The organism is Devosia limi DSM 17137 (assembly GCF_900128975.1).
In the GTDB taxonomy this organism is placed as follows: Bacteria; Pseudomonadota; Alphaproteobacteria; order Rhizobiales; family Devosiaceae; genus Devosia; species Devosia limi.
Map to the genome: position 1 here is coordinate 24989 of NZ_FQVC01000019.1, position 21099 is coordinate 46087.

At 63.9% G+C, this 21099-nt stretch carries 18 protein-coding genes; 11 read left to right on the forward strand and 7 right to left on the reverse strand.

The window, feature by feature from the left end:
- Positions 1 to 3: 3 nt before the first annotated feature.
- Both BUA69_RS19790 and rpmB read right to left on the reverse strand, forming a co-directional pair.
- The gene (locus tag BUA69_RS19790) at positions 4 to 690 is read right to left on the reverse strand and encodes a queuosine precursor transporter (protein ID WP_046135937.1); all 687 of its coding nucleotides are present in this window, start codon (positions 688 to 690) and stop codon (positions 4 to 6) included.
- Between the two features lie 142 nt (positions 691 to 832).
- Positions 833 to 1117: a 50S ribosomal protein L28 gene (gene rpmB, locus BUA69_RS19795; RefSeq protein ID WP_046135936.1), complete on the reverse strand. Its 285-nt coding sequence runs from the start codon at positions 1115 to 1117 to the stop codon at positions 833 to 835.
- A 249-nt stretch (positions 1118 to 1366) separates the two neighbouring features.
- On the opposite strand from rpmB, the gene BUA69_RS19800 reads away from it, so the two are divergent.
- The 5 genes from BUA69_RS19800 (at position 1367) to BUA69_RS19825 (ending at position 9153) form a co-directional block, all read left to right on the forward strand.
- Complete coding sequence (locus BUA69_RS19800; protein WP_046135935.1) at positions 1367 to 2149, forward strand: DUF3108 domain-containing protein; 783 nt, start codon at positions 1367 to 1369, stop codon at positions 2147 to 2149.
- Between the two features lie 2113 nt (positions 2150 to 4262).
- On the forward strand, positions 4263 to 7355 hold the full coding sequence (locus BUA69_RS19810) for a helicase-related protein (protein ID WP_046135729.1): 3093 nt from the start codon (positions 4263 to 4265) through the stop codon (positions 7353 to 7355).
- A gap of 3 nt (positions 7356 to 7358) precedes the next feature.
- Positions 7359 to 7769: an RNA-binding S4 domain-containing protein gene (locus BUA69_RS19815; protein WP_046135728.1), complete on the forward strand. Its 411-nt coding sequence runs from the start codon at positions 7359 to 7361 to the stop codon at positions 7767 to 7769.
- A 171-nt stretch (positions 7770 to 7940) separates the two neighbouring features.
- Entirely contained in the window at positions 7941 to 8279 is a 339-nt protein-coding gene (gene fdxA / locus BUA69_RS19820; protein ID WP_046135727.1) for a ferredoxin FdxA, read from the forward strand.
- A gap of 310 nt (positions 8280 to 8589) precedes the next feature.
- Entirely contained in the window at positions 8590 to 9153 is a 564-nt protein-coding gene (locus BUA69_RS19825) for a CarD family transcriptional regulator (protein ID WP_046135726.1), read from the forward strand.
- Between the two features lie 365 nt (positions 9154 to 9518).
- Here BUA69_RS19825 and BUA69_RS19830 read toward each other — a convergent pair whose 3' ends face one another.
- Positions 9519 to 10355: a class I SAM-dependent methyltransferase gene (locus BUA69_RS19830; RefSeq protein ID WP_046135725.1), complete on the reverse strand. Its 837-nt coding sequence runs from the start codon at positions 10353 to 10355 to the stop codon at positions 9519 to 9521.
- 36 nt (positions 10356 to 10391) lie between these two features.
- Here BUA69_RS19830 and BUA69_RS19835 point away from each other — a divergent pair, with 36 nt between their 5' ends.
- The 4 genes from BUA69_RS19835 (at position 10392) to BUA69_RS19850 (ending at position 13132) form a co-directional block, all read left to right on the forward strand.
- Positions 10392 to 11195 (forward strand): ComF family protein, encoded by an 804-nt coding sequence (locus BUA69_RS19835; protein WP_046135724.1) that lies wholly within the window; start codon positions 10392 to 10394, stop codon positions 11193 to 11195.
- Positions 11196 to 11236: 41 nt separating this feature from the next.
- Positions 11237 to 11491, forward strand: coding sequence for a glutaredoxin 3 (grxC, locus tag BUA69_RS19840; protein ID WP_046135723.1), 255 nt, complete (start codon positions 11237 to 11239; stop codon positions 11489 to 11491).
- A 338-nt stretch (positions 11492 to 11829) separates the two neighbouring features.
- A complete protein-coding gene (locus tag BUA69_RS19845) occupies positions 11830 to 12654 on the forward strand; it encodes a carbon-nitrogen hydrolase family protein (protein ID WP_046135722.1) in 825 nt (274 codons plus the stop codon).
- Positions 12655 to 12706: 52 nt separating this feature from the next.
- The gene (locus BUA69_RS19850) at positions 12707 to 13132 is read left to right on the forward strand and encodes a DUF1178 family protein (RefSeq protein WP_046135721.1); all 426 of its coding nucleotides are present in this window, start codon (positions 12707 to 12709) and stop codon (positions 13130 to 13132) included.
- Between the two features lie 406 nt (positions 13133 to 13538).
- On the opposite strand, the gene ilvD is transcribed toward BUA69_RS19850, so the two are convergent.
- From ilvD to BUA69_RS19875, 4 genes are all read right to left on the reverse strand, one after another.
- The gene (gene ilvD / locus BUA69_RS19860) at positions 13539 to 15380 is read right to left on the reverse strand and encodes a dihydroxy-acid dehydratase (protein WP_046135719.1); all 1842 of its coding nucleotides are present in this window, start codon (positions 15378 to 15380) and stop codon (positions 13539 to 13541) included.
- Positions 15381 to 15541: 161 nt separating this feature from the next.
- Positions 15542 to 15979: a hypothetical protein gene (locus BUA69_RS19865; protein ID WP_046135718.1), complete on the reverse strand. Its 438-nt coding sequence runs from the start codon at positions 15977 to 15979 to the stop codon at positions 15542 to 15544.
- 86 nt (positions 15980 to 16065) lie between these two features.
- Positions 16066 to 16806, reverse strand: coding sequence for a bifunctional 2-polyprenyl-6-hydroxyphenol methylase/3-demethylubiquinol 3-O-methyltransferase UbiG (gene ubiG, locus BUA69_RS19870; protein ID WP_046135717.1), 741 nt, complete (start codon positions 16804 to 16806; stop codon positions 16066 to 16068).
- 146 nt (positions 16807 to 16952) lie between these two features.
- Positions 16953 to 17342, reverse strand: a complete 390-nt coding sequence (locus tag BUA69_RS19875) for a nuclear transport factor 2 family protein (protein WP_160300133.1) — start codon at positions 17340 to 17342, stop codon at positions 16953 to 16955.
- A gap of 112 nt (positions 17343 to 17454) precedes the next feature.
- Between BUA69_RS19875 and BUA69_RS19880 the strand changes: the two genes are divergently transcribed.
- Together BUA69_RS19880 and ptsP are read left to right on the forward strand one after the other, a co-directional pair.
- Complete coding sequence (locus tag BUA69_RS19880; RefSeq protein ID WP_046135715.1) at positions 17455 to 18720, forward strand: aspartate kinase; 1266 nt, start codon at positions 17455 to 17457, stop codon at positions 18718 to 18720.
- Between the two features lie 101 nt (positions 18721 to 18821).
- Positions 18822 to 21086, forward strand: a complete 2265-nt coding sequence (gene ptsP, locus BUA69_RS19885; RefSeq protein WP_046135714.1) for a phosphoenolpyruvate--protein phosphotransferase — start codon at positions 18822 to 18824, stop codon at positions 21084 to 21086.
- The last annotated feature ends 13 nt before the right edge of the window (positions 21087 to 21099 follow it).

Below are 21099 nucleotides of genomic sequence, written 5' to 3' on the forward strand. Positions count from 1 at the left end.
TTATCAGGCCCGGGCGCCCAACGGTGGCAGGGGGCGGATCCGGCCCATCAGCGCCCGGTAAGGGGCCAGCAGCAGCAGGGCGGCCAGGAACTTGACCATGAAGTCGCCCGAGGCCAGCGAAGTCCAGAGCGGCACTTCCGGGCCAATGCCGAGCCAGGGGGCCGGGAAGCCCAGCGAACCGTCGGGCAGGCCGAACATGGCGTCGATGCCGGCCATGGCGGGCGAGAAGGCGACGGTGAAGAAGATCGCGGTATCGATCATCGAGCCAAACAGCGATCCCAGCAGCGGCGGCAGGTACCAGGCGCGGCTGGAGCGCAGGCGGGAGAAGATGGCGATATCGAGCAGCTGGCCGGTGAGGAACGCCGTGGCCGAGGCCATGGCGATGCGCTGGGTGGTGGCGGGCGAGCCGCCAGCATTCCAGGGCAGGGGATTATAGCTGAGATAGAACGAGACCCCGAGACCGACAAGAAAGCCGACCAGCACGACGAGACGCGCCTTGCGCGGGCCGTCATAGCGGTTGGTCAGGTCCGTGATCAGGAAGGCAAAGGGGAAGGTGAAGGCGCCCCAGGTCAAGAGGTCGGCCAGATTGACCGAGCCGAGCTGCGCCTGCAGCGGGTAGAGCACCAGGATATTGGACGCGGCGACAACCACGACCATGGCGGCAACAGCCGCCAGGAAGCGAGCAAGCATTGGAATGCACCTCTATTGAGCGCTATCCGGCAAAAGACCGGGGCGCGGGGTAGTCTAGCGAATGGGCGTCATGGACGCCCGTAAAATAAAAGCCGCGCGGACCGGAAGGCCTGCGCGGCTGAATTCGGGATGGGCCGGTGGCTTACGACGCCAGAGCGGCGCGCACTTCCTTCTTCAGGCCCTGGGCCAGCGGCGACATATCGGCATCGTCCTGCTTGAGCAGGAAGGCATCCAGACCACCGCGGTGTTCGACGGTGCGCAGGGCAGCTGCCGAAATGCGCAGCTTCACCGGGCGCGCCAGGGCGTCCGAGAGCAGGGTCACATTCACCAGATTGGGAAGGAAGCGGCGGCGGGTGCGGTTGAGGGCGTGGGACACGTTGTTCCCGGTCATTACACCCTTGCCAGTCAGTTCACAGCGACGTGCCATTTGGAGATATCCTAATTTGTGTAAAGGTCCTGCGTGGCGGGTTATCCCGCGACGGGCCTCGATTGTTGTGAAATCTTGGCCGGTCTTTAGAGAAAAGGGGTGCTGCCGTCAAGGTAAGCTGGTGCTCAAACGCCCGCGAGCGCCTTGCAAGGGCCTCGGGAGGGAGGCACCTTTTGACTTTACGTGATTCGTTGGCCGGTTCGGGCCGGGTCACGCCCTGGCCCCAGTGCCGATAAAGAGACGACACCCGTGACCTTTTTTCGTTTTGCCTCTGCCCTTGGGCTTGCCGCCTGCCTCGCCATCCCGGCGCAGGCCGCCGATGTGCAGGCCAGCGCCAGCTATGTGATCAGCCTGGGCGGCATCAATGTCGCCAGCGTGGCGGTCGACCTGAGCGATAACGGCTCGCGCTACGAACTGGACCTCAAGGCCAATGTGGCCGGGCTGGGCTCGCTGGTGGCGAGCGGCACGGCGGCCATGGTGTCCAAGGGCCGCGTCAATGGCTCGGCGTTGATCTCGGAGACATTCGATCTCAATACCCGCGCCAATGGCGAGACCTTCTCGGTCGATGTCGACTATGCCGGGGGCAGTGTTGCAGGGTTCAAGGTCGAGCCGCCGCTGCTGGACAATTACAACCGGGTGCCGATCGAGCGCAGTCACCTCAATGGCGTCGGCGACATGCTGTCTTCCTTCGTCATCAAGGGCGGCGCCTTCGACAGGAGCCTCTGCCAGCGCAAGGTGAACATCTTTACCGGCGTCGAGCGCTTCAACATTGCCATGGCGTTTGCCGCCAATGATGAGGCGACCTCGCCGCGCACCGGCTATCAGGGGCCGGTCGTGCTGTGCAATCTGCGCTACACGCCGGTATCGGGCCACTTCACCACATCGGAAATCACCAATTATCTTGCCGACAGCGACCGCATCCTGATCTGGTATGCGCCGCTGGGCGAGACCGGCTATGTCATCCCCTACCGCGTGCTGCTCAGCACCAATATGGGTGACCTGTCGATGGTGCTGACGCAGATGCGCAGCTGACCGTCGCACCTGCTGCACCGACAATGTTTCCTCGCAATCGCACCCCTTGCCCTCTCCCCTGAGGGCGAGCGGGCGGTCGGCGTTCGAGCCGATTTCGGCTAGATCACGCTTTCCATTCCCCACGCGCTCGGCCACGAGACTTAACAATACCTTAGCGGGGGCGCTGTCCCGGGCTGGGACGGTCAACGGCTTTATCCTCAATTTCGAAGTTTTTTCACCCCGGTTGCTGCCGCATTCGGGGTGAAAAGGTGCGCCGGTCTGTCGGACATTGGCGTTAAGGTCTTGTTCGTAAAGGGCTCTGGCGGGGCAATCTTTACGCTTTGGTAAGGATGATGAACGGGTTTGGCTGGGTTTTGGATGGGTTCGGCGCCTGAGGCAGTGGCGTAGTGGGTGGGCTGGTGCCCAGCGACTATGGGCTGGGGTGAACAAAGCCGCATTCTCTCCGTTGCTCCGATTCGATCCGTGTTCGTTCTTGGTTTGCACCAAAGGTTAATGGAGCGGGCGCGACTGGCCGCGGGCTGTCCCGTTCTGGACGTGTTGTGGCGCCGCCTGGCGAGGCCGGCGGTTGGACGGGACTGCGTTGCATGCGGCGAGACGGGCCTCATGAGTTTTGAATATGCGAGACACCGCCTCGCCGCATGCGATGGGTTTTCTGGAACTCAGGTGCGGCCGACCTTTTGAGCTTAGGCCGACACAGCCCCCATGGACCCAAGGGGAGGCGAACGCCCCCCTCTCCCATCTGCCTCCCACAAGCCGGTTCGCGCGACCCCGCAGCTATCGTGGGTGAGTGCGGGGAGTATGCGGGCGGGTGGAGGGGGCGGGGATAAGTTTCGGTTTTGTCGTCATTCAGTGGCTGCGGGGACCCCCACCCTTGATCCCTCCCCCCCAGGGGGGAGGGTGTCGCAGTCGGTATACCCCCCCCAAATTACCGGGGGTGCCCGGGCGTGACCCGCGGGTCTCGGGGCACAATCGCTGTGCGGTGCGGAGGAGAGTGGCCCACGGATCAGGCCCGTGGGCAGCACGGTGGGTGGATTTTGACCCGAGTTTGCGGCGCCATACCCCCACCCTGCTCGATGACGGACTTAGCAACCTAAGTCCTATCTCGCTTCCCTCCCCACAAGGGGGAGGGATGTCGACTGATGGAGTGGTGATGGAGCAAGCAGTCATCTCCCTCCCCCCTTTGTGGGAGGGATCAAGGGTGGGGGTGCTGACGGGCATAGTCTCGCCCAGTTCACTGGGCTGCCCGCGGGCTTGACCCGCGGGTCTCGGGTCGCAGCCGCTGGGCCGTGGGGAGGAGAGTGGCCCACGGGTCAGGCCGGTGGGCAGCGCGGTGGGTGGATTTTGACCTGAGTTTGCGGCGCCATACCCCCACCCTGCTCGATGACGGACTTAGCAAGCTAAGTCCTATCTCGCTTCCCTCCCCACAAGGGGGAGGGATGTCGACTGATGGAATGGTGATGGAGCAAGCAGTCATCTCCCTCCCCCCCTTGTGGGAGGGATCAAGGGTGGGGGTGCTGACGGGCATAGTCTCGCCCAGTTCACGGGGCTGCCCGCGGGCTTGACCCGCGGGTCTGGTGCCGCAGCCGCTGGGCCGTGGCAGCGCGGTGGGTGGGGGATGGAGGCGCGGCTCGCGAAACGCGGGCGGGATGTGGTTATAGTTAACGCAAGGCTAACGCGGGGCGGGTCCAGGAATGGGACGGTCAAGGGCCGGAGGAGTGAAGAGGGGCGCGGAGAGGGCAGGGACGCTGGGGTGGAGAGTGTCAAGGTGACAAAAATCTTTGCGCGGCATGGATTTACCTCTCGTTCACAGGTCGAGTCGGCGGCGGTGAAAAGGCGAGAAATTAACGGTCTGGTAGGGATGATGAACGGGTTCTATGGGGAATGCGCCGGGAAAACACCAGATGATGAGGTGTTAGTGCCTGGGACGGGGCAGACCCACCACGGGCAGTAGGGAACAAAACCAGATTCACCGAGTCGCACCGATTCGGTTCTGGTTCGTTCCCCTCTCGTTCCGATTGTGATCAGTCGATAAAATGGGTCGCATAAACTGTCCTTTCGTGGGACAGTATGGCAACACTCGTAACCGTCCGCTCGACGCCCTACATTGGCGGCAATGACCTTCGCACCCTATCAATCGCTCAAGGCGATTCTCGGCCCCACCAATACCGGCAAGACCTACTTTGCCATCGAGCGCATGCTGGCCCATCCCACCGGGATGATCGGGCTGCCGCTGCGTCTGCTGGCGCGCGAGGTTTACCAGCGCGTGGTGGAGCGAGTTGGCGCCCAGGCGGTGGCGCTGATTACCGGGGAAGAGCGCATCGTGCCGGCGCGGCCGCGATTCTGGGTGTGCACGGTGGAAGCCATGCCCACCGATATCCGGGTCGATTGCGTCGCCATCGATGAAATCCAGACAGCGATCGACTTTGACCGCGGGCATGTGTTTACCGATCGCATCCTGCATCTGCGCGGCACCCGCGAGACGCTGTTCCTGGGCGCGGGGACGATGGCGGGCGTGATCAAGCGGCTGCTGCCCGATGTCGAAATCATCGACCGACCGCGATTCTCGCATCTGACCTATGCCGGCTCCAAGAAGATCTCGCGCCAGCCGACCCGCTCGGCCATCGTCGCCTTCTCGGCCCGGCAGGTCTATGCGATTGCCGAACTGATCCGGCGCGAGCGCGGCGGGGCGGCGGTGGTGATGGGGGCGCTGAGCCCGCGTACCCGCAATGCACAGGTCGAGCTCTACCAGAATGGCGACGTGGATTTCCTGGTGGCGACCGATGCCATCGGCATGGGGCTGAACCTCGATATCCATCACATCGCCTTTGCCGACGACACCAAATTCGACGGGCACCAGAGCCGGCCATTGACGGCGGCCGAACTGGGCCAGATCGCCGGACGGGCCGGTCGACATGCCCGCAATGGCACCTTTGGCGTCACCGGCGGCACCGAAGGATTTGACGAAGAAATGGTCGTGGCGCTGGAAACGCACGACTTCGATCCGGTCAAAGTGCTGCAATGGCGCAACAATCGGCTGGATTTTTCATCCATCCCGGCCCTGCTCAACAGCCTGGAACGCGCCCCCGAGCACCGCAGCCTGACAAGGGTGCCGATCGCCACCGACCAGCGGGCCCTGGAGTTCGTGGCCCGCAATGAAGCAGGGGCACTGGCACGGGGACTGGATGGGGCGCGCCTGCTGTGGGAGGTGTGCCAAACCCCGGATTACCAAGGAATTTCGCCCGCGGCGCATGGCGAAATCGTCACGCGAATTTATTCAGATTTGAAACGAAATGGCGCCGTCAATGCGGACTGGATTGCCGAGCAGGTGCGGTTTTGCGACAATACGAGCGGCGATATTGACACGCTCAGCAACCGGATCAAGCAAATCCGGACCTGGACCTTTGTCGCCAACCGTAAAAACTGGCTTGCAGACCCATCACATTGGCGCGAAAAGACCCGTGATATAGAAGATCGGCTGAGCGACGCTTTGCATGAGCGTCTCACCCAGCGATTCGTGGACCGGCGGACCAGCGTTCTACTCCGCCACCTGAAAGACAAACGTATGGCATCTCCCGAGATCAATGAACGTGGCGAAGTACGGCTGGAAGGCCATCTGATCGGCACGCTCGAAGGCTTCCGTTTCACCCTGGCGCGCAATGACGGCGACGTCGATGCGAAGGGACTGCGGACCGCCGCCGATCACGTGGTGGCGCCCGAAATCCACAATCGCGCCGACCGGCTGGCCGGGGCGCCGAACGAGGAATTCGTGCTGGCGACCGACGGGCGCATGCGCTGGAAGGGCGATGTCATCGCCGAACTGGTCGAGGGCGACGCGCTGCTGCGCCCCCGGATCCTGATTCTGGCCGATGAAACGCTGACCGGCACCGACCTCGAACGCGTGCAGGACCGGCTGAACCTGTGGCTGCGCCACCATATCAATACCGTGCTGGAGCCGGTGATGGCGCTGGAAGCGCCGGCCGATCTCGATGGTCCGGCTCGTGGCATTGCCTTCCAGCTGTTCGAGCATCTTGGCCTTATTCCGCGTGCCCAGGTGGCCGAGGAGGTCAAGGGGCTCGACCAGGACGTGCGCGGCAAGATGCGCAAGCTGGGGATCAAGTTCGGCGCCTATCACATCTATCTGCCGCTGAGCCTGAAGCCGGCGCCGCGCGAACTGGCGCTGATTCTGTTCGCCCTGCGCAATGGCGGCATCCGCCAGCCGGGCGTCACCGATATTCCGCATATCGTGCTGTCGGGCCGGACGTCGTTCCTGGTCGATCCGGAAGTCGATGTCCGGCTTTACGAAATCGCCGGCTTCAAGGTGGCAGGCAAGCGGGCGGTGCGCGTCGATATTCTCGAGCGCCTGGCCGATATCATCCGGCCGTTGATCTCGCTCGATCCGAGCCGCATCGAAGGCGAGCCCCCGGCGGGCGCTGCCGAAGGCAATGGCTTCCGGGTGACGGTCGAAATGACCTCGCTGCTGGGCTGCTCGGGCGAAGATTTCGCCTCGATCCTGACCTCGCTGGGCTATCGCCTGCGCCGTACGCCGAAGGTGGTTGCGGTGGCGGCCCCGGCAGCTGAAGCGACGGCGGAGGCGCCGGCGCTTGAGGAAGTGCTGGCAGAAAATCCGGCCGAGATCGAGCCGAGCCCGGCGCTTGACGGTGAAGCTGCTGCCCCAGCGGTGGTGGCCGACGCCGATATCCCGGCGACGACGATCATCGAAGCCGCGCCAGCGACTGCCGAGACGAATGAGGCGGTTGCGGCGGCCGAAACGGGCGAAGCCGTTTCAGCGAATGAAACAGTTGAGACTGTTTCGGTGGAGCCAGAGTTCGATGAAGTTTGGTTCCCCGGCGGCAAGCGCCAGGACAATGCCAAGCGCCATGGTGGCCGGCGCGAACAGCGCGGCGGGGGTGCCGAAGGCGGGCAGCGCCCGCCCCGTCACGAGCGCCAGCGTCCGGCGGCCCGACCGGCCAATCGCCGTCCCGAGGGTGAAGTGCAGGACCTGAGCAAGGCGGCCCATCTCAATGGCAAGGCGCGGTTTGAAAACCGGGCCAAGGCCGAGGCGCGCCCGCGCTTCGACAAGCCACGCGGCGATGCAGTGCGCCAGGACAATACCAGGCCGGCGCAGCGCGACGAGCGCAAGGTGGCCTTCGATCCCGATAGCCCGTTCGCGGCCCTGGCTGCGCTGCGCGGCAAGAAGCCCGAGTAAGGATTGGCAGGGCCGGTTCCCCCGGCGCCCCGCAAGGAGCGCCTGGACAGGTTCCTGTTCTTTTCGCGCGCCATCAAATCGCGCACCCTGGCGCAAAAGGTCATCGAGACCGGCGCCATCCGCGTCAATTCCGAACGCATGATCGCCAGCGACCACAAGGTGGGCGCTGGCGATGTGCTGACCATGGCCGTCCATAATCGCATTATCGTCTGGAAGATCCTCGATTGCGGCACGCGGCGCGGCCCGGCCAGCGAGGCGATGACGCTGTATGAGGACCTGTCGCCGCCCGTCCTGCCGCGTGAGGAGCGCTCGCCCTATGACGCAGCGATTGCCGAGCGCGACCCCGGCAGCGGGCGGCCGACCAAGCGGGAGCGGCGGCTGACGGACAAGTTGCGGGACGGGGACGAGGAGTAGCGGGCTGAGCCCGATGGGCCTCGCGGGAATGACCCGGTGGAAAGTTCAGAGCGAAAGCTCTTTCTCTCATGGGGAGCGGCGCGCCAATCCGTCCTACGGCGCAGCCTTGCAGCGGGGGTGAAAACGGTTTAGCACCGGTCCCGTTGAGACTCCCCTTGGACTGCCCTCCACATGACCTACATCGTCACTGACAATTGCATTAAGTGCAAATACACCGATTGCGTCGAGGTTTGCCCCGTCGACTGCTTTTATGAAGGCGAGAACATGCTCGTCATTCATCCGGACGAATGTATCGACTGTGGTGTGTGCGAACCGGAATGTCCGGCGGAAGCAATTCGGCCCGATACCGAAAGCGGGCTCGACAAGTGGCTCGAGATCAATACGAAATATGCTTCGATCTGGCCGAACTTGTCTGAACGGCGTGATCCGCCTGCTGACGCCAAGGCATTCGATGGCGAAGAAGGCAAGTTTGAAAAATACTTCTCCGCTACGCCCGGCGAAGGCGATTGACGGGACTCAACGCGGAATAGTCGTTGCGGCAACGGACCTCGAACAGGCCCGCGAAGACTGCTGATTCGTAGTTTTTGATTCTGCTGAAATATTGTGCTATGGTGCTCCTATATGCAGTTGAGCCCGTCACCCGTGCCGTCAGGCACATTTTTTTTGACAGACATCACCAGATGCTTGGCGTTCCGGGAAAGCGGACCCGGACGGCCATAGGGCTTGACTGCGCTGCCCCTGAGCGGGGCGATATCAGTATGAGGTGGACGGTCCTTCCCGCAGGGTTCTGTCCATTGGGGCGTCAACAAGGAGTTATCTTATGGTAGCCAAGAAGACCACTCAGCGGCTTGGGTTCAAGACCGGCGAATTCGTTGTCTATCCGTCGCATGGCGTCGGTGTGATCGTCGCGATCGAGGAACAGGAAGTTGCCGGTCTGGTTCTTGAGTTGTTCGTCATCAGCTTCGAGCAGGACAAGCTGACCCTGCGCGTTCCCGTGGCAAAGATCAAGTCGGTCGGCATGCGCAAGCTGGCCGAAGAAGACATGGTCACCCAGGCCCTCACCACAGTGACCGGCCGGGCTCGCGTCAAGCGCACCATGTGGTCGCGCCGCGCCCAGGAATATGAAGCCAAGATCAATTCGGGCGATCTGATTGCCATCTCGGAAGTCGTGCGCGATCTCTATCGCTCCGACGACCAGCCCGAGCAGTCCTATTCCGAACGCCAGCTGTTCGAGCAGGCCATGGATCGCATGAGCCGCGAAATCGGCGCGGTGAACCGCCTGACCCTGACCGAAGCCGTGCAGCTGATCGAAAAGAACCTCGCCAAGTCCCCGAAGCGGACCAAGGCCGATGCGGCCGAAAGCGACGAGGAAGCTGCGGCCTAAAGTGGCGGTGGATTGAGAATTATGGAGGCCGGCGGAAACGCCGGCCTTTTTTGTTTTTGGGGTGTGGGGGAGTGGGAAGTATGGGCTAGCCGGCCCCCACCCTTGATCCCTCCCCGCAAGGGGGAGGGTGTCGACTGAGGATTTGGTGCGCGGTGGTGGCTGTGCGGTGGGCGGTAGCATCAATGGTGTCGCAAACACCGGCTGCCCACGGGCTCGACCCGTGGGTCATTATCAGCGCGGCACAAGCGGGGAGTGGTCCCCGGGTCAAGCCCGGGGACAGCGCGGTGGGTGGGATGGGCAACGCGGCTGGGATGGGCAACGTAGGGGATGCAGGTGGGTGAAGATGCGGCCGTGTGGACGGGAACCTACGATTTGTCGCCCAGGACGCTTTTCATGCTGACTTTGGCGCTGCCGGGCCGGAGGGGCTGTTGCTGGCTTTCATGGGGAGCCCAGCCGGAGAGCCAGATCACATCGAGGCTGGCGCGGACGCGGCCGTCGGGGTCAGCGTCGCGCTCGGCATAGGCCGTCGCGGCGGCGGTGAGCAGGGTGCGGGTGGCTGGGCGGCGGGGGCGGTCGAAGAGCGGATTGGCGGCGCCCAGCGCCTTGAGTTCGGCCATCAGCGCGAAGGGGCTGGAATAGCGCACGATATGGGTTTCGACGTCGGTGACGGGTAGCGCCAGGCCAGCCCGTTGCACCAGGGCGCCGGCGTCGCGGACCTGGATCATCGGGGCGACACGGGCGGACGCACCGCCCAGCACCAGCGCATCGGCGGCGAGGAAGGCTTCGCGCAGCTCAGTGAGCGTATTGCCGCCGAGCGCGGCGACCGTCAGCAGGCCATCGGGCGCCAGTTTTGAGCGCAGCCGCGCCAGATAGCCGGGCACGTCATTGACCGCCTGCAGATGCAGGATGGAAACGATGAGGTCATAGGGGCCATCGCCGAGATCGGGCACATCGTCGGGGCCGGCAAAGGCGGCATGGCGCTGATAGGAAAAGCTGGCGCTGGCAGTGCGGCCGGTGGTCGGCAGGCGCTCGATATCGGGGCCGATGATGACGGCGCGAGGAAAATCGCGGATCAGCGCGCCGAGGCGATCGTCAAGGTCGGCCAATACCAGATCGGTGACAAAATCCTCGCGCCCGGCCGGGCGGCGGGCGAGGTGGCGCGCGATCAAGGTCGTGTCGAAGATTTTCGGGGGCAGGGACATGGCGCGGGGACGACAGTGCTTCATTGCGGTGGCAGTATGGAGCTTATGGAGAGCCCGGACGCGTCTGTCAAAACCCCGCTGCACAGCCGCCTGATCGGCGGGGCGCAGCGCATGGGGGCGCTGCTGCTCGACCAGCTCTATCCGCCGATATGCCTCAACTGCGATGCACCGACAGCCAGCGCCGACACCTTGTGCGGCACCTGCTTTGCCGGGCTGCGGCCGATCACGGCGCCGCTCTGCCCGCGACTGGGACTGCCCTTTGAGACCGATCCGGGGGCCGATGCGCTCTCGCTCGAGGCGATTGCCGAGCCACCGCCCTTTGCGCGGGCGCGCTCGGCGGTGCTCTATAACGCGGTGGCGGGGACAATCGTGGCGCGGCTGAAATATGGCGACCGGCCGGAGCTGGCGCGGTTCTGCGCGCTGCTGATGGCGGGGGCCGGGCATGAATTGTGGGGGGATGGCCCGGTGCTGGTGCCGGTGCCGCTGCATCCCAGCCGGCAGCGCGAACGGCGCTATAACCAATCGGGCGAGTTGGCGCGCGCCTTGGCCGCAGTGACGGGGCTGCAATGCGATCCGGCTTTGGCCCGGCGCATCCGGCGGACGCGGCAGCAGGTGGGGTTGAGCGGGGATGGGCGGGCGCGCAATGTGGCGGGGGCGTTTGCGGCGCATCCGGACCTGCTGGCCCGCCTCAAGGGCCGCAATGTCGTGCTGGTCGACGACGTCTACACGACCGGGGCGACCTGCAAGGCGGTGACGCGGGCGCTGCTCAAGGGCGGGGCCGGCTCGGTTGATGTCATCAGCTTTGGTCGCGTTGTCATTGGGGCGGAAATGCCCATATAAGCGGGACAGACCTGTATTTCCTGCGTTTTCGGAGAGCTTGCATGGCCAAGATCGAGATCTACACCACCCCAACCTGTCCCTATTGCCACGCCGCCAAGGCGCTGCTGGCCGACAAGGGGGTCGATTTCACCGAAATCACGGTGCTGGAGCCCGACCTGCGCGCGGCAATGACCGAGCGCGCCCATGGCCGCCGCACCGTGCCGCAGATTTTTATCGGTGACACCCATGTGGGTGGCTATGACGACATGGCGGCGCTGGATCGCCAGGGCGAGCTGGATGGGTTGTTGCAGGGGTAGTGGCGGGCCGCGCTTGTGCGTTTCTCATGCTTTCGTTTCCCCCAGGGTCTTTTCCCATTCACTCCGTGGGATGAGGAACGAATGGGTGGGACGGCATAACTCCGTGGGATTTGGGGAGTTGCCCCACGGGGCATTATCGGCCCGGCGTGGGTGGTGAGTGGTCCCCGGATCAAGTCCGGGGACAGCGTGGTGGGTGTGAGGACGTGTGGCCGTACTCAGGCGCGGCAAGAATGGATTCCCGCCTGCGCGGGAATGACCCGGTGAAATGCGCGAATGAGGCGGTGGTCGGAGCAGCAGTCAACGACAATCAAGCCACCTCCAAATGGAAATGATCTGACATGAAGATTGCGGCGATACAGATGCGGTCGGGGCCGGAGCCGGAGGCTAATCTGGCGGCGCTGGAGCCATTGCTGGCCGAGGCGGTGGCGGCGGGCGCGCATTATGTGCTGACGCCGGAAGTGACCGTGGCCTTTGCGGAAAACCGCGAGGGGCTGGCGCGGGTGGCAGGGCCCTATGAGGGCAATCCGCAGCTGGCTGTGCTGGCTGATCTCGCCAAGCGGCATGGGGTGTTCCTGCATATCGGCTCGATGGCGGTGGCGCTCGAGGACAGGCGGTTTGCCAATCGCTCGGTGCTGCTGGGACCGGACGGGCAGGTGCAGGGGCTTTACGACAAGATCCATCTGTTCGATGCCGATATTGCCGGGCTCAATGCCTATCGCGAAAGCGACACCTATAAGGGTGGCGATGCAGCGGTTGTGGTGCCTGTGGACGACATCAAGCTGGGCATGGCGATCTGCTATGACGTGCGGTTTCCGCCGCTGTTCAATGCGCTGGCCAATGGAGGGGCGCAACTGATCGCGGTGCCCGCGGCATTTACGGTGCCGACGGGGGAGGCGCATTGGGAAGTGCTGCTGCGGGCGCGGGCGATCGAAACCGGCTCCTATGTGATTGCGGCGGCGCAGGGTGGCGTGCACCCCAATGGCCGCGCCACCTACGGGCATTCGATGATCATCGACCCATGGGGCAAGATCGTCGCCATGCTTGACCATGACGCGCCCGGGGTGATCACGGCAGAGATTTCCGCCGAAGCGGTCGCCGATGCGCGCCAGCGCGTCCCGGCGCTGGCCAATGCGCGCGATTTTGCCAAGGCATTGCCGCGCTGAGCGATCGACCTATATCTTAGTGGCAGGGGCCCAGTGCCCCGAGGACGAAGCCGTGATCAATTTTTCTTTGCACTGCCCACAGGACCACCAGTTCGACGCCTGGTTCAAGAGCGCTGCGGCGTTCGACGAACAGCAGGCGCGCGGGATTGTTACCTGTCCGGTTTGCGGATCTTCCGAAATCGGCAAGGCCTTGATGGCGCCGGCGCTGTCGCGGGCGCATTCAGACAAGCATGCGGTTTCGGCGGGACATCCCGACCAGGCCAGGATCCAGGAAATGCTGCGGGCATTGCGCCAGAAGGTGACGAGCGAAGCGGATTATGTCGGCGACAGGTTTGCCGAAGAGGCCCGCAAGATTCACTTTGAGGAAGCCGAAGCGCGGGGCATTTACGGCGAAGCCACGCGTGAAGAGGTTGTTGCCATGGTCGAGGAGGGCATCGAGTTCATGCCGCTGCCCGACCTGCCCGAGGACCGCAATTAGGGTTCCATCAAGCTTTGCCCGGACCTGACCGGCCCGCCATGCGCGGCGGGACGATGGATTGCCATGCCTGGTATCCGGCGGCGCGCGGAAGCCTGCAATGGTCGAACTGGATTTGTTTTGGGGGATTTAGGTCGGTTCGATGGGGAGGGTGGAATCCCCGCCATCGAACCTAACCAACCGGCAATCTTGGCAGACCGCCTTCGGCTGAGCGTGCGAATAGCATGGGTGAGCGGGGAAGGCGATGGGGATTGTGACAAAAACGTCGTCTGCGACGAAGCGTCCGGTGACGGCGGAAAGCTGGATTGCCCGGACAAGCCGGGCCATGACGGCGTGGGCGCATTGTGGCCACATGAAAACGCCGCCCCGGGGTGTCCGGGGCGGCGTTGGTTTGGGGAGGTCGCCGGCGCTATTCCAGCTTGCCGAGATCGCGCACGGCGCCGCGGGCGGCGGAGGTGACGAAGGCGGCATAGGCCTTGAGCGCCTGGGTGACATTGCGCTTGCGCGGATGCGCCGGCTTCCAGCCCAGCGCGTCCTGGTCGTGGCGGCGCTGCACCAGCTCATCATCACTGACCAGCAGGGTGATCGAGCGGTTGGGGATATCGATCTCGATGGTGTCGCCTTCGCGCACGAGGCCAATGGTGCCGCCTTCGGCCGCTTCGGGAGAAACGTGGCCGATGGAAAGGCCCGAGGTGCCGCCCGAGAAGCGGCCATCGGTCAGCAGCGCACAGGCTTTGCCCAGGCCCTTGGATTTCAAATAGCTTGTCGGGTAGAGCATTTCCTGCATGCCGGGGCCGCCGCGCGGGCCTTCATAACGGATGACGAGGACGTCGCCCTCCTTGATCTGGTTGGCCAGGATCGCCTTGACGGTATCGTCCTGGCTTTCGAAGACGCGGGCCGGGCCGGTGAATTTGAGGATCGACTCATCGACACCAGCGGTTTTGACGATACAGCCATCAATGGCGATATTGCCCTTGAGCACGGCCAGGCCACCATCCTTGGAGAAGGCATATTCGGTCGAGCGAATGGCACCATCCTTGCGGTCGGTATCCAGTTCGGCCCAGCGATTGGACTGGGAAAAGGCCTGGGTGGTGCGCACGCCACCGGGGGCGGCCATGTAGAAATTGCGCACTTCCTCGGAATTGGTGCGCGAAATGTCCCATTTGTCGATGGCGTCGCCCAGAGTGGGCGCATGCACGGTCGGTTCGCTGCGATTAAGCAGCTCGGCGCGGTCGAGCTGGCCCAGGATCGACATGATGCCGCCGGCGCGGTGGACGTCTTCCATGTGGACGTCGTTCTTGGCCGGGGCGACCTTGCACAATACCGGCACCTTGCGGCTGAGCTTGTCGATATCGTCCATGGTGAAATCGACGCCGCCTTCATGGGCAGCGGCCAGGATGTGCAGCACGGTATTGGTCGAGCCGCCCATGGCGATATCGAGGGTCATGGCATTGGCGAAGGCGGCCTTGGTGGCGATGGAGCGCGGTAGCACCGAGGCATCGTCCTGCTCATACCAGCGCTTGGTGATTTCGACGATGGTGCGGCCGGCCTGCTCGAACAGGCGCTTGCGATCGGAATGGGTGGCCAGGGTCGAGCCATTGCCGGGGAGCGACAGGCCCAGGGCCTCGGTGAGACAGTTCATCGAATTGGCGGTGAACATGCCCGAGCAGGAGCCGCAAGTGGGGCAGGCGGCTTCCTCGACAGCCTGCACTTCCTCGTCGGAATAATGCTCGTCGGCGGCCATCACCATGGCATCGACCAGATCGAGCGCCTGCAGCTTGCCCTTGAGCATGGCCTTGCCGGCTTCCATCGGCCCGCCGGAGACGAAGATCACCGGGATGTTGATGCGCATGGCGGCATTGAGCATGCCGGGGGTGATCTTGTCGCAATTGGAGATGCAGACCATGGCGTCGGCGCAGTGGGCATTGACCATGTATTCGACCGAGTCCGCGATCAGGTCGCGGCTGGGCAGCGAATAGAGCATGCCGTCATGACCCATGGCGATGCCGTCATCGACCGCGATGGTGTTGAATTCCTTGGCGACGCCGCCGGCGGCCTCGATCTCGCGGGCCACCAGCTGGCCCAGGTCCTTGAGGTGGACATGGCCGGGCACGAACTGGGTGAACGAATTGACCACCGCGATGATGGGCTTGCCGAAATCGTCATTCTTCATGCCGGTGGCGCGCCAGAGGCCGCGAGCGCCGGCCATGTTGCGACCGTGGGTGGTGGTGCGGGAGCGATAAACAGGCATGATATCCTCAATAAGGCTTGGCGCCGGTTCAACTCCGGCTGGATGGTTGGTCTTTCTTAGACCCATTCCAGGGATGGATCAATCAAATTGCGTACCGTACGGTACGGTACGCAATAGGTGGCGCCAGGGGGGCGGCGCAGGGGATGATGCGCGCTGCCAGCCTAGTTGTTGATGCGGATGATCAGCCAGTCGGTGCTGGAGCAGGCGTCGTCGGCGCAGACATTGGCGAACCAGAGGACGCCGTCGCCGAAGCCGACGCCGTCGCTGGTGACGATGAGGTCCGCGAAGTCCTGGCTGGCAAGGGTGGCCAGGGTGTCCTCGGTAAGGAGGCTATCGAAATTGTCGATGAGATCGGCGGGTTCGAGCACGTCATAGAGCTCGCCATTGGCGGCCACTTCCAGCGGATAGGCCGCGAGGTTGGCGAGCGCGGTGGGGTCGTCGAACAGGAAGGCGTCCTGCAAGGCGCCGAAGGCTTCGCCAAAGGCCTCGGCATCGCCGTGCAGTGCCTCAATCCGGGTCATGACGTCTTCTTCGCTCTGGGCGAAGGCGGGGCTGGCGGCGAGAGCAAGGCACGAGGCAGCGAGCAGGACGAGGCGCATGGCAGCTCCAGGGACGACATTATCGTCCAGCTATAGCGCAACGCCCTGGCTTCGCACGAAAAATCGGATGTGAACCGGCAAGGTGATCAGGCGGCGGGGCGCTCGGCCATGACCATGTAGTTGACCCCCATGTCGCGCGACTTGCGCCATTCATCGGCCAGCGGATGATAAACCACGCCGGTTTCCCCGGTCACCTTGAGCCCGTTGCGCTTGAGCAGGGTCTTGATCTCGTCGGGGGTGAGGAATTTCTTCCAGTCATGGGTGCCCCTGGGCAGCCAGCCCAGCACATATTCGGCCCCGACAATCGCCAGCGCATAGGCGCGGGCGGTGCGGTTGAGGGTGGCTGTCAGCATCAGTCCGCCCGGCTTGACCAGATCGGCGCAGCTTTTCATGTAGAGCGGCACATTATCGACATGCTCGACCACTTCCATGTTGAGCACGATATCGAAGGTCTTGCCCTCGGCGGCCAGGGCCTCGCTGGTGGTGGCATGGTAATCGACGGCGACGCCGGACTGCTCGGCATGCAGGCGCGCAATGGCGATATTGCGCTCGGCGGCGTCGATGCCGGTAACGGTGGCCCCCAGCCGGGACAGCGGTTCGCAGAGCAGCCCGCCGCCGCAGCCGACATCGAGAATGGTCAGGCCTTCAAGCGGGCGCAGCAGGCTGCCGTCGCGCCCGAAATGGGCCAGGGCATGCTCGCGGATATAGGCGAGCCGCACCGGGTTGAATTTGTGGATCGGCTTGAACTTGCCATTGGGGTTCCACCATTCCTCGGCCATCGCGGTGAACTTGGCGACTTCGGCATCATTGATGGTTGTGGCGGTCATGGCAGGCTCCGTTTGGCGCATATGAGCCCGAGTGTGGGGCAGAGGCAAGGCGCGCGAGGTCGCAGCGCATGGAAATTGCTGGTTTCCGGCCGGGCGACGAACGGCCGCAGCCAGCGCCGGGCGGGCGCCGCGCCGGCGGGTGGCAATCAGCCATGCGGCTCGGCGCCGTGGAACAGACGCCAGTGCAGGTTGCCATCGCGGCGGACCAGTACGCCACTGAGGCGATAGGGCCGGCGGGTGATGGTGCCGCTGTCGTCGATCACGACGTGACCTTCGGCAAACAGCCAGAAGACATTGCCCTGGCTGGCGCCGTCGACGCGGCTCCAGTCCCAGCCCATGGTGACGGGGCGGGCGAACAGGGCCTGGAAGAAAGTGGTGAGCGCCGGCTTGCCACGCATGACTTCGTCGGCCTCGGAGCCCGCCAGCAGCACGTCGGCATCGTCATCGAAGGCGTTGACGATGCCCATGTCCTTGCTGCCGATCAGCGCATTGAGGCGATCAAGGGCGGTCTGGATGTCGCGCTGGGTGGTGGTCATGGAGGTCTCTGCAGCCGTTGCATGTTGATTGCACTGCGCCTTTGTGGCATGGCAGCCCCCGAACACAAAGTCCACCGCCGGAACTCCAACCGGCGGTCTTCCGGGGACACCCATGGCCCGTATCGTCGTCAAATTCGGTGGCACATCCGTCGCTACCGTCGAACGCATCCGTCAATCGGCACGCCACGTCAAACGCGAGGTCGAGGCCGGCAACGAAGTGTGCGTTGTCGTTTCCGCCATGTCGGGCAAAACCAATGAGCTGGTTGGCTGGGTCAACGAAGCCTCGGCTTTCCATGACGCGCGCGAATATGACGCCGTCGTCGCCTCGGGCGAACAGGTCACGGCCGGGCTGATGGCGATCGTGCTGAGCGAAATGGGCGTGCAGTCGCGCTCCTTCGCCGGCTGGCAGGTGCCGATCCGGACCGACGACTCCCATGGCGCGGCGCGGATCGTGGAAATCGATCCGACCGAACTCGACAAGCGCATGAAGGATGGCTGGGTGCCGGTGATCACCGGTTTCCAGGGCGTTTCGCCAAGCGGGCGCATCACGACCCTGGGGCGCGGCGGTTCGGACACGTCGGCAGTGGCGGTGGCGGCGGCGGTCAAGGCCGACCGTTGCGATATCTATACGGATGTGGACGGTGTTTACACCACCGACCCGCGCATCGTGCCCAAGGCGCAGCGGCTGTCCAAGATTTCCTTCGAGGAAATGCTGGAAATGGCCTCGCTCGGCGCCAAGGTGCTGATGATCCGTTCGGTCGAGATGGCCATGGCCTATAAGGTGCCCCTCTTGGTGCGCTCCAGTTTCGATGACCCGGATGCGCCGCAGGTGGCGCCTGATGGAACGCCGGGAGTGCCCGGTACGCTTGTATGCGATGAGGATGAGATCATGGAAAAGCAGATCGTTTCGGGCGTGACGCTCGCCAAGTCGGAAGCCAAGATCACCCTGCGTGACGTCAAGGACAAGCCGGGCGTTGCCGCGGCGATCTTCGGCGCGCTGGCCGATGCCGGCATTATCGTCGACATGATCGTGCAGAACATCGCCGATGATGGCGCCACCACCGACATCACCTTCACCGTGCCCGACAGCGAGTATGACAAGGCGATCAAGACGCTGGAAAATGCCGGCGAGCGAATTGAATATGCGCGCCTGAGTGGCTCCAAGGGCGGCGCAAAGATCTCGGTCGTGGGGGTGGGTATGCGTAGCCATGCCGGTGTCGCATCCTCGATGTTCAAGGCTCTGGCCGACAAGGGCATCAACATCCAGCTGATCACCACCTCGGAAATCAAGACCTCCGTGCTGATCGATGATCAATATGCCGAGCTTGCGGTTCGCGCGCTCCATACGTATTACGGGTTGGACAAGAAGGACGCCTGACCGCGTCGGTCTGGGGCTCCCCCGCGAGTCCCAGTCGGTGCACCGAGGTTGTTAGCCGCGTCCGGCAAAGGGGGGCGGCTTGACGGTCGTCAAATGAGGATATGGCCACATCGATAGGCGGCCCTCGCGTGCTGTTGCGGCAATTGCGCGAGACCATGGCGGAGCCACTGGCGTCGCAGGATCGGCTCGACAAGATTGTCTCGCTGATTGCCGAGAACATGCGGGCCGATGTCTGCTCGTTTTATGTGCTGCGCGATGACGGCGCGCTCGAGCTGTTTGCCACCAAGGGCCTCAAGGCCGAATCGGTCCATATGACGACGCTGCGGCTGGGCGAAGGCCTGGTCGGGCTGATCGCTGCCGAAGCCGAGCCGCTCAGCCTGGACGATGCGCCTTCCCACCCCGCTTTCGCCTATCGCCCCGAGACGGGCGAGGACCCCTATTATGCCTTTCTGGGCGTGCCGGTGCTGCGCGCCGGCCAGACGCTCGGGGTGCTGGTCGTGCAAAATGCCGAGCGGCGTCATTATGGCGAGGATGAAGTCGAGGCGATGCTGACTACGGCCACAATCCTGGCCGAGATGGTCGCCACCTCGGACTTCGACAATCTGATCAAGCCGGGATCCGATATCGATCTGAGGCGGCCTCGCATGTTCACCGGCGTCAGTTTTACCGATGGCATCGCGCTGGGCACCGTGGTGCTGCACGATCCGCGCGTCGTGGTGACCAATTTCATCGCCGAGGATACCGAGCAGGAAAAGCTGCGGCTCGACCAGGCGCTGGAAAAGATGCGGGTCTCGATCGATGCCATGCTCGATCATGGCGACATGCAGCCGAGCTCGGATCACCGCGAGATCCTGGAAACCTACCGCATGTTCGCCAATGACCGGGGCTGGGTGCACCGGCTGACCGAGGCGATCGAGAACGGGCTTTCCGCCGAGGCGGCAGTGGAGCGGGTGCAGAACGATACCCGCGCCCGCATGCTGCGCCAGACCGATCCCTATATCCGTGACCGGCTGCACGATCTCGACGACCTGGCCAACCGGCTATTGCGCGTCCTGACCGGGGATCATCAGGGCATGGGGCGGAGCCTGCCCGACAATGCCATTCTGGTCGCCCGCAATATGGGGCCGGCGGAACTGCTGGAATATGACCGCACCAAGCTGCGCGGCATCGTGCTCGAAGAGGGCGGTACCACGGCCCATGTCGCCATTGTCGCCCGTTCCCTGGGTATGGTGGCGGTGGGGCAGGCACAGTCGATCGTGTCGATGTGCGAAAGCGGCGACGACATCATTCTGGATGGTCCGGCCGGCGTGGTGCATCTGCGGCCGACGCCCGATATCGAACAGGCCTATGTCGACAAGGTGCGGGTATCGGCGAAGCGGCGCGCCCATTATGCAGCGCTCAAGGACAAGCCCTCGATTACCAGGGATGGGATCGAGATGACACTGCTGCACAATTCGGGGCTGGTGGCGGACCTGCCGATGCTGGACGATACCGGCGCGGCGGGAGTCGGGCTGTTCCGGACCGAGTTGCAGTTCATGATTGCCAGCAAGCTGCCGCGCCTGCGCGAGCAGATCGACCTTTATGCCGAGGCCATGGCGATTGCCGGGGACCGGCCGGTGGTGTTCCGGCTGCTCGATATCGGCGGCGACAAGGTGGTGCCCTATATGCGCTCGATGGCCGAGGAAAATCCGGCCATGGGCTATCGCTCGATCCGGCTGGGCCTCGACCGGCCGGGCCTTTTGCGCACCCAGGTGCGGGCGCTGCTGCTGGCGGCCGATGGGCGGCCGCTCAAAATTCTCGTGCCGATGGTCACCGAGACCTTCGAGTTCAAGCAGACCCGCATGGTGGTGCATAAGGAAATCGACCGTCTGCGGCGCGCCGGGCAGAAGATTCCGTCGCGGCTGGAGCTGGGGGTGATGGTGGAAGTGCCCTCGCTGCTGTTCGAGCTCGACCAACTGCTGCCCGAGGCCGATTTTGTCTCCATCGGGTCCAACGATCTGGTGCAGTTCCTGACCGCATCGGATCGGGCCAATCCGCGGGTCGCCAAGAATTACGACGCCATCGGGCTGCCGCGCCTGCGGGCGATCCGGACCGTGGTCGATGCGGCAAAGCGCTATAATGTGCCGATCACCATGTGCGGCGAGCTGGCCGGCAAGCCGCTCGAGGCGCTGGCATTGATGTCGATTGGCATGACCAAGCTGTCGATGGGCCCCGCCTCGATCGGGCCGATCAAGGAATTGATCCTCAATGTGGAGCTGGGGCCGATCAAGCAGGCGGTGGCGGCGGCGCTGAGCGACGGTTCGGACGGGGTTTCCATCCGCGTGTTGCTGCAGGAATGGATCGACAAGCAGAACCTGCCGGTTTAAGCGCACGACTTGC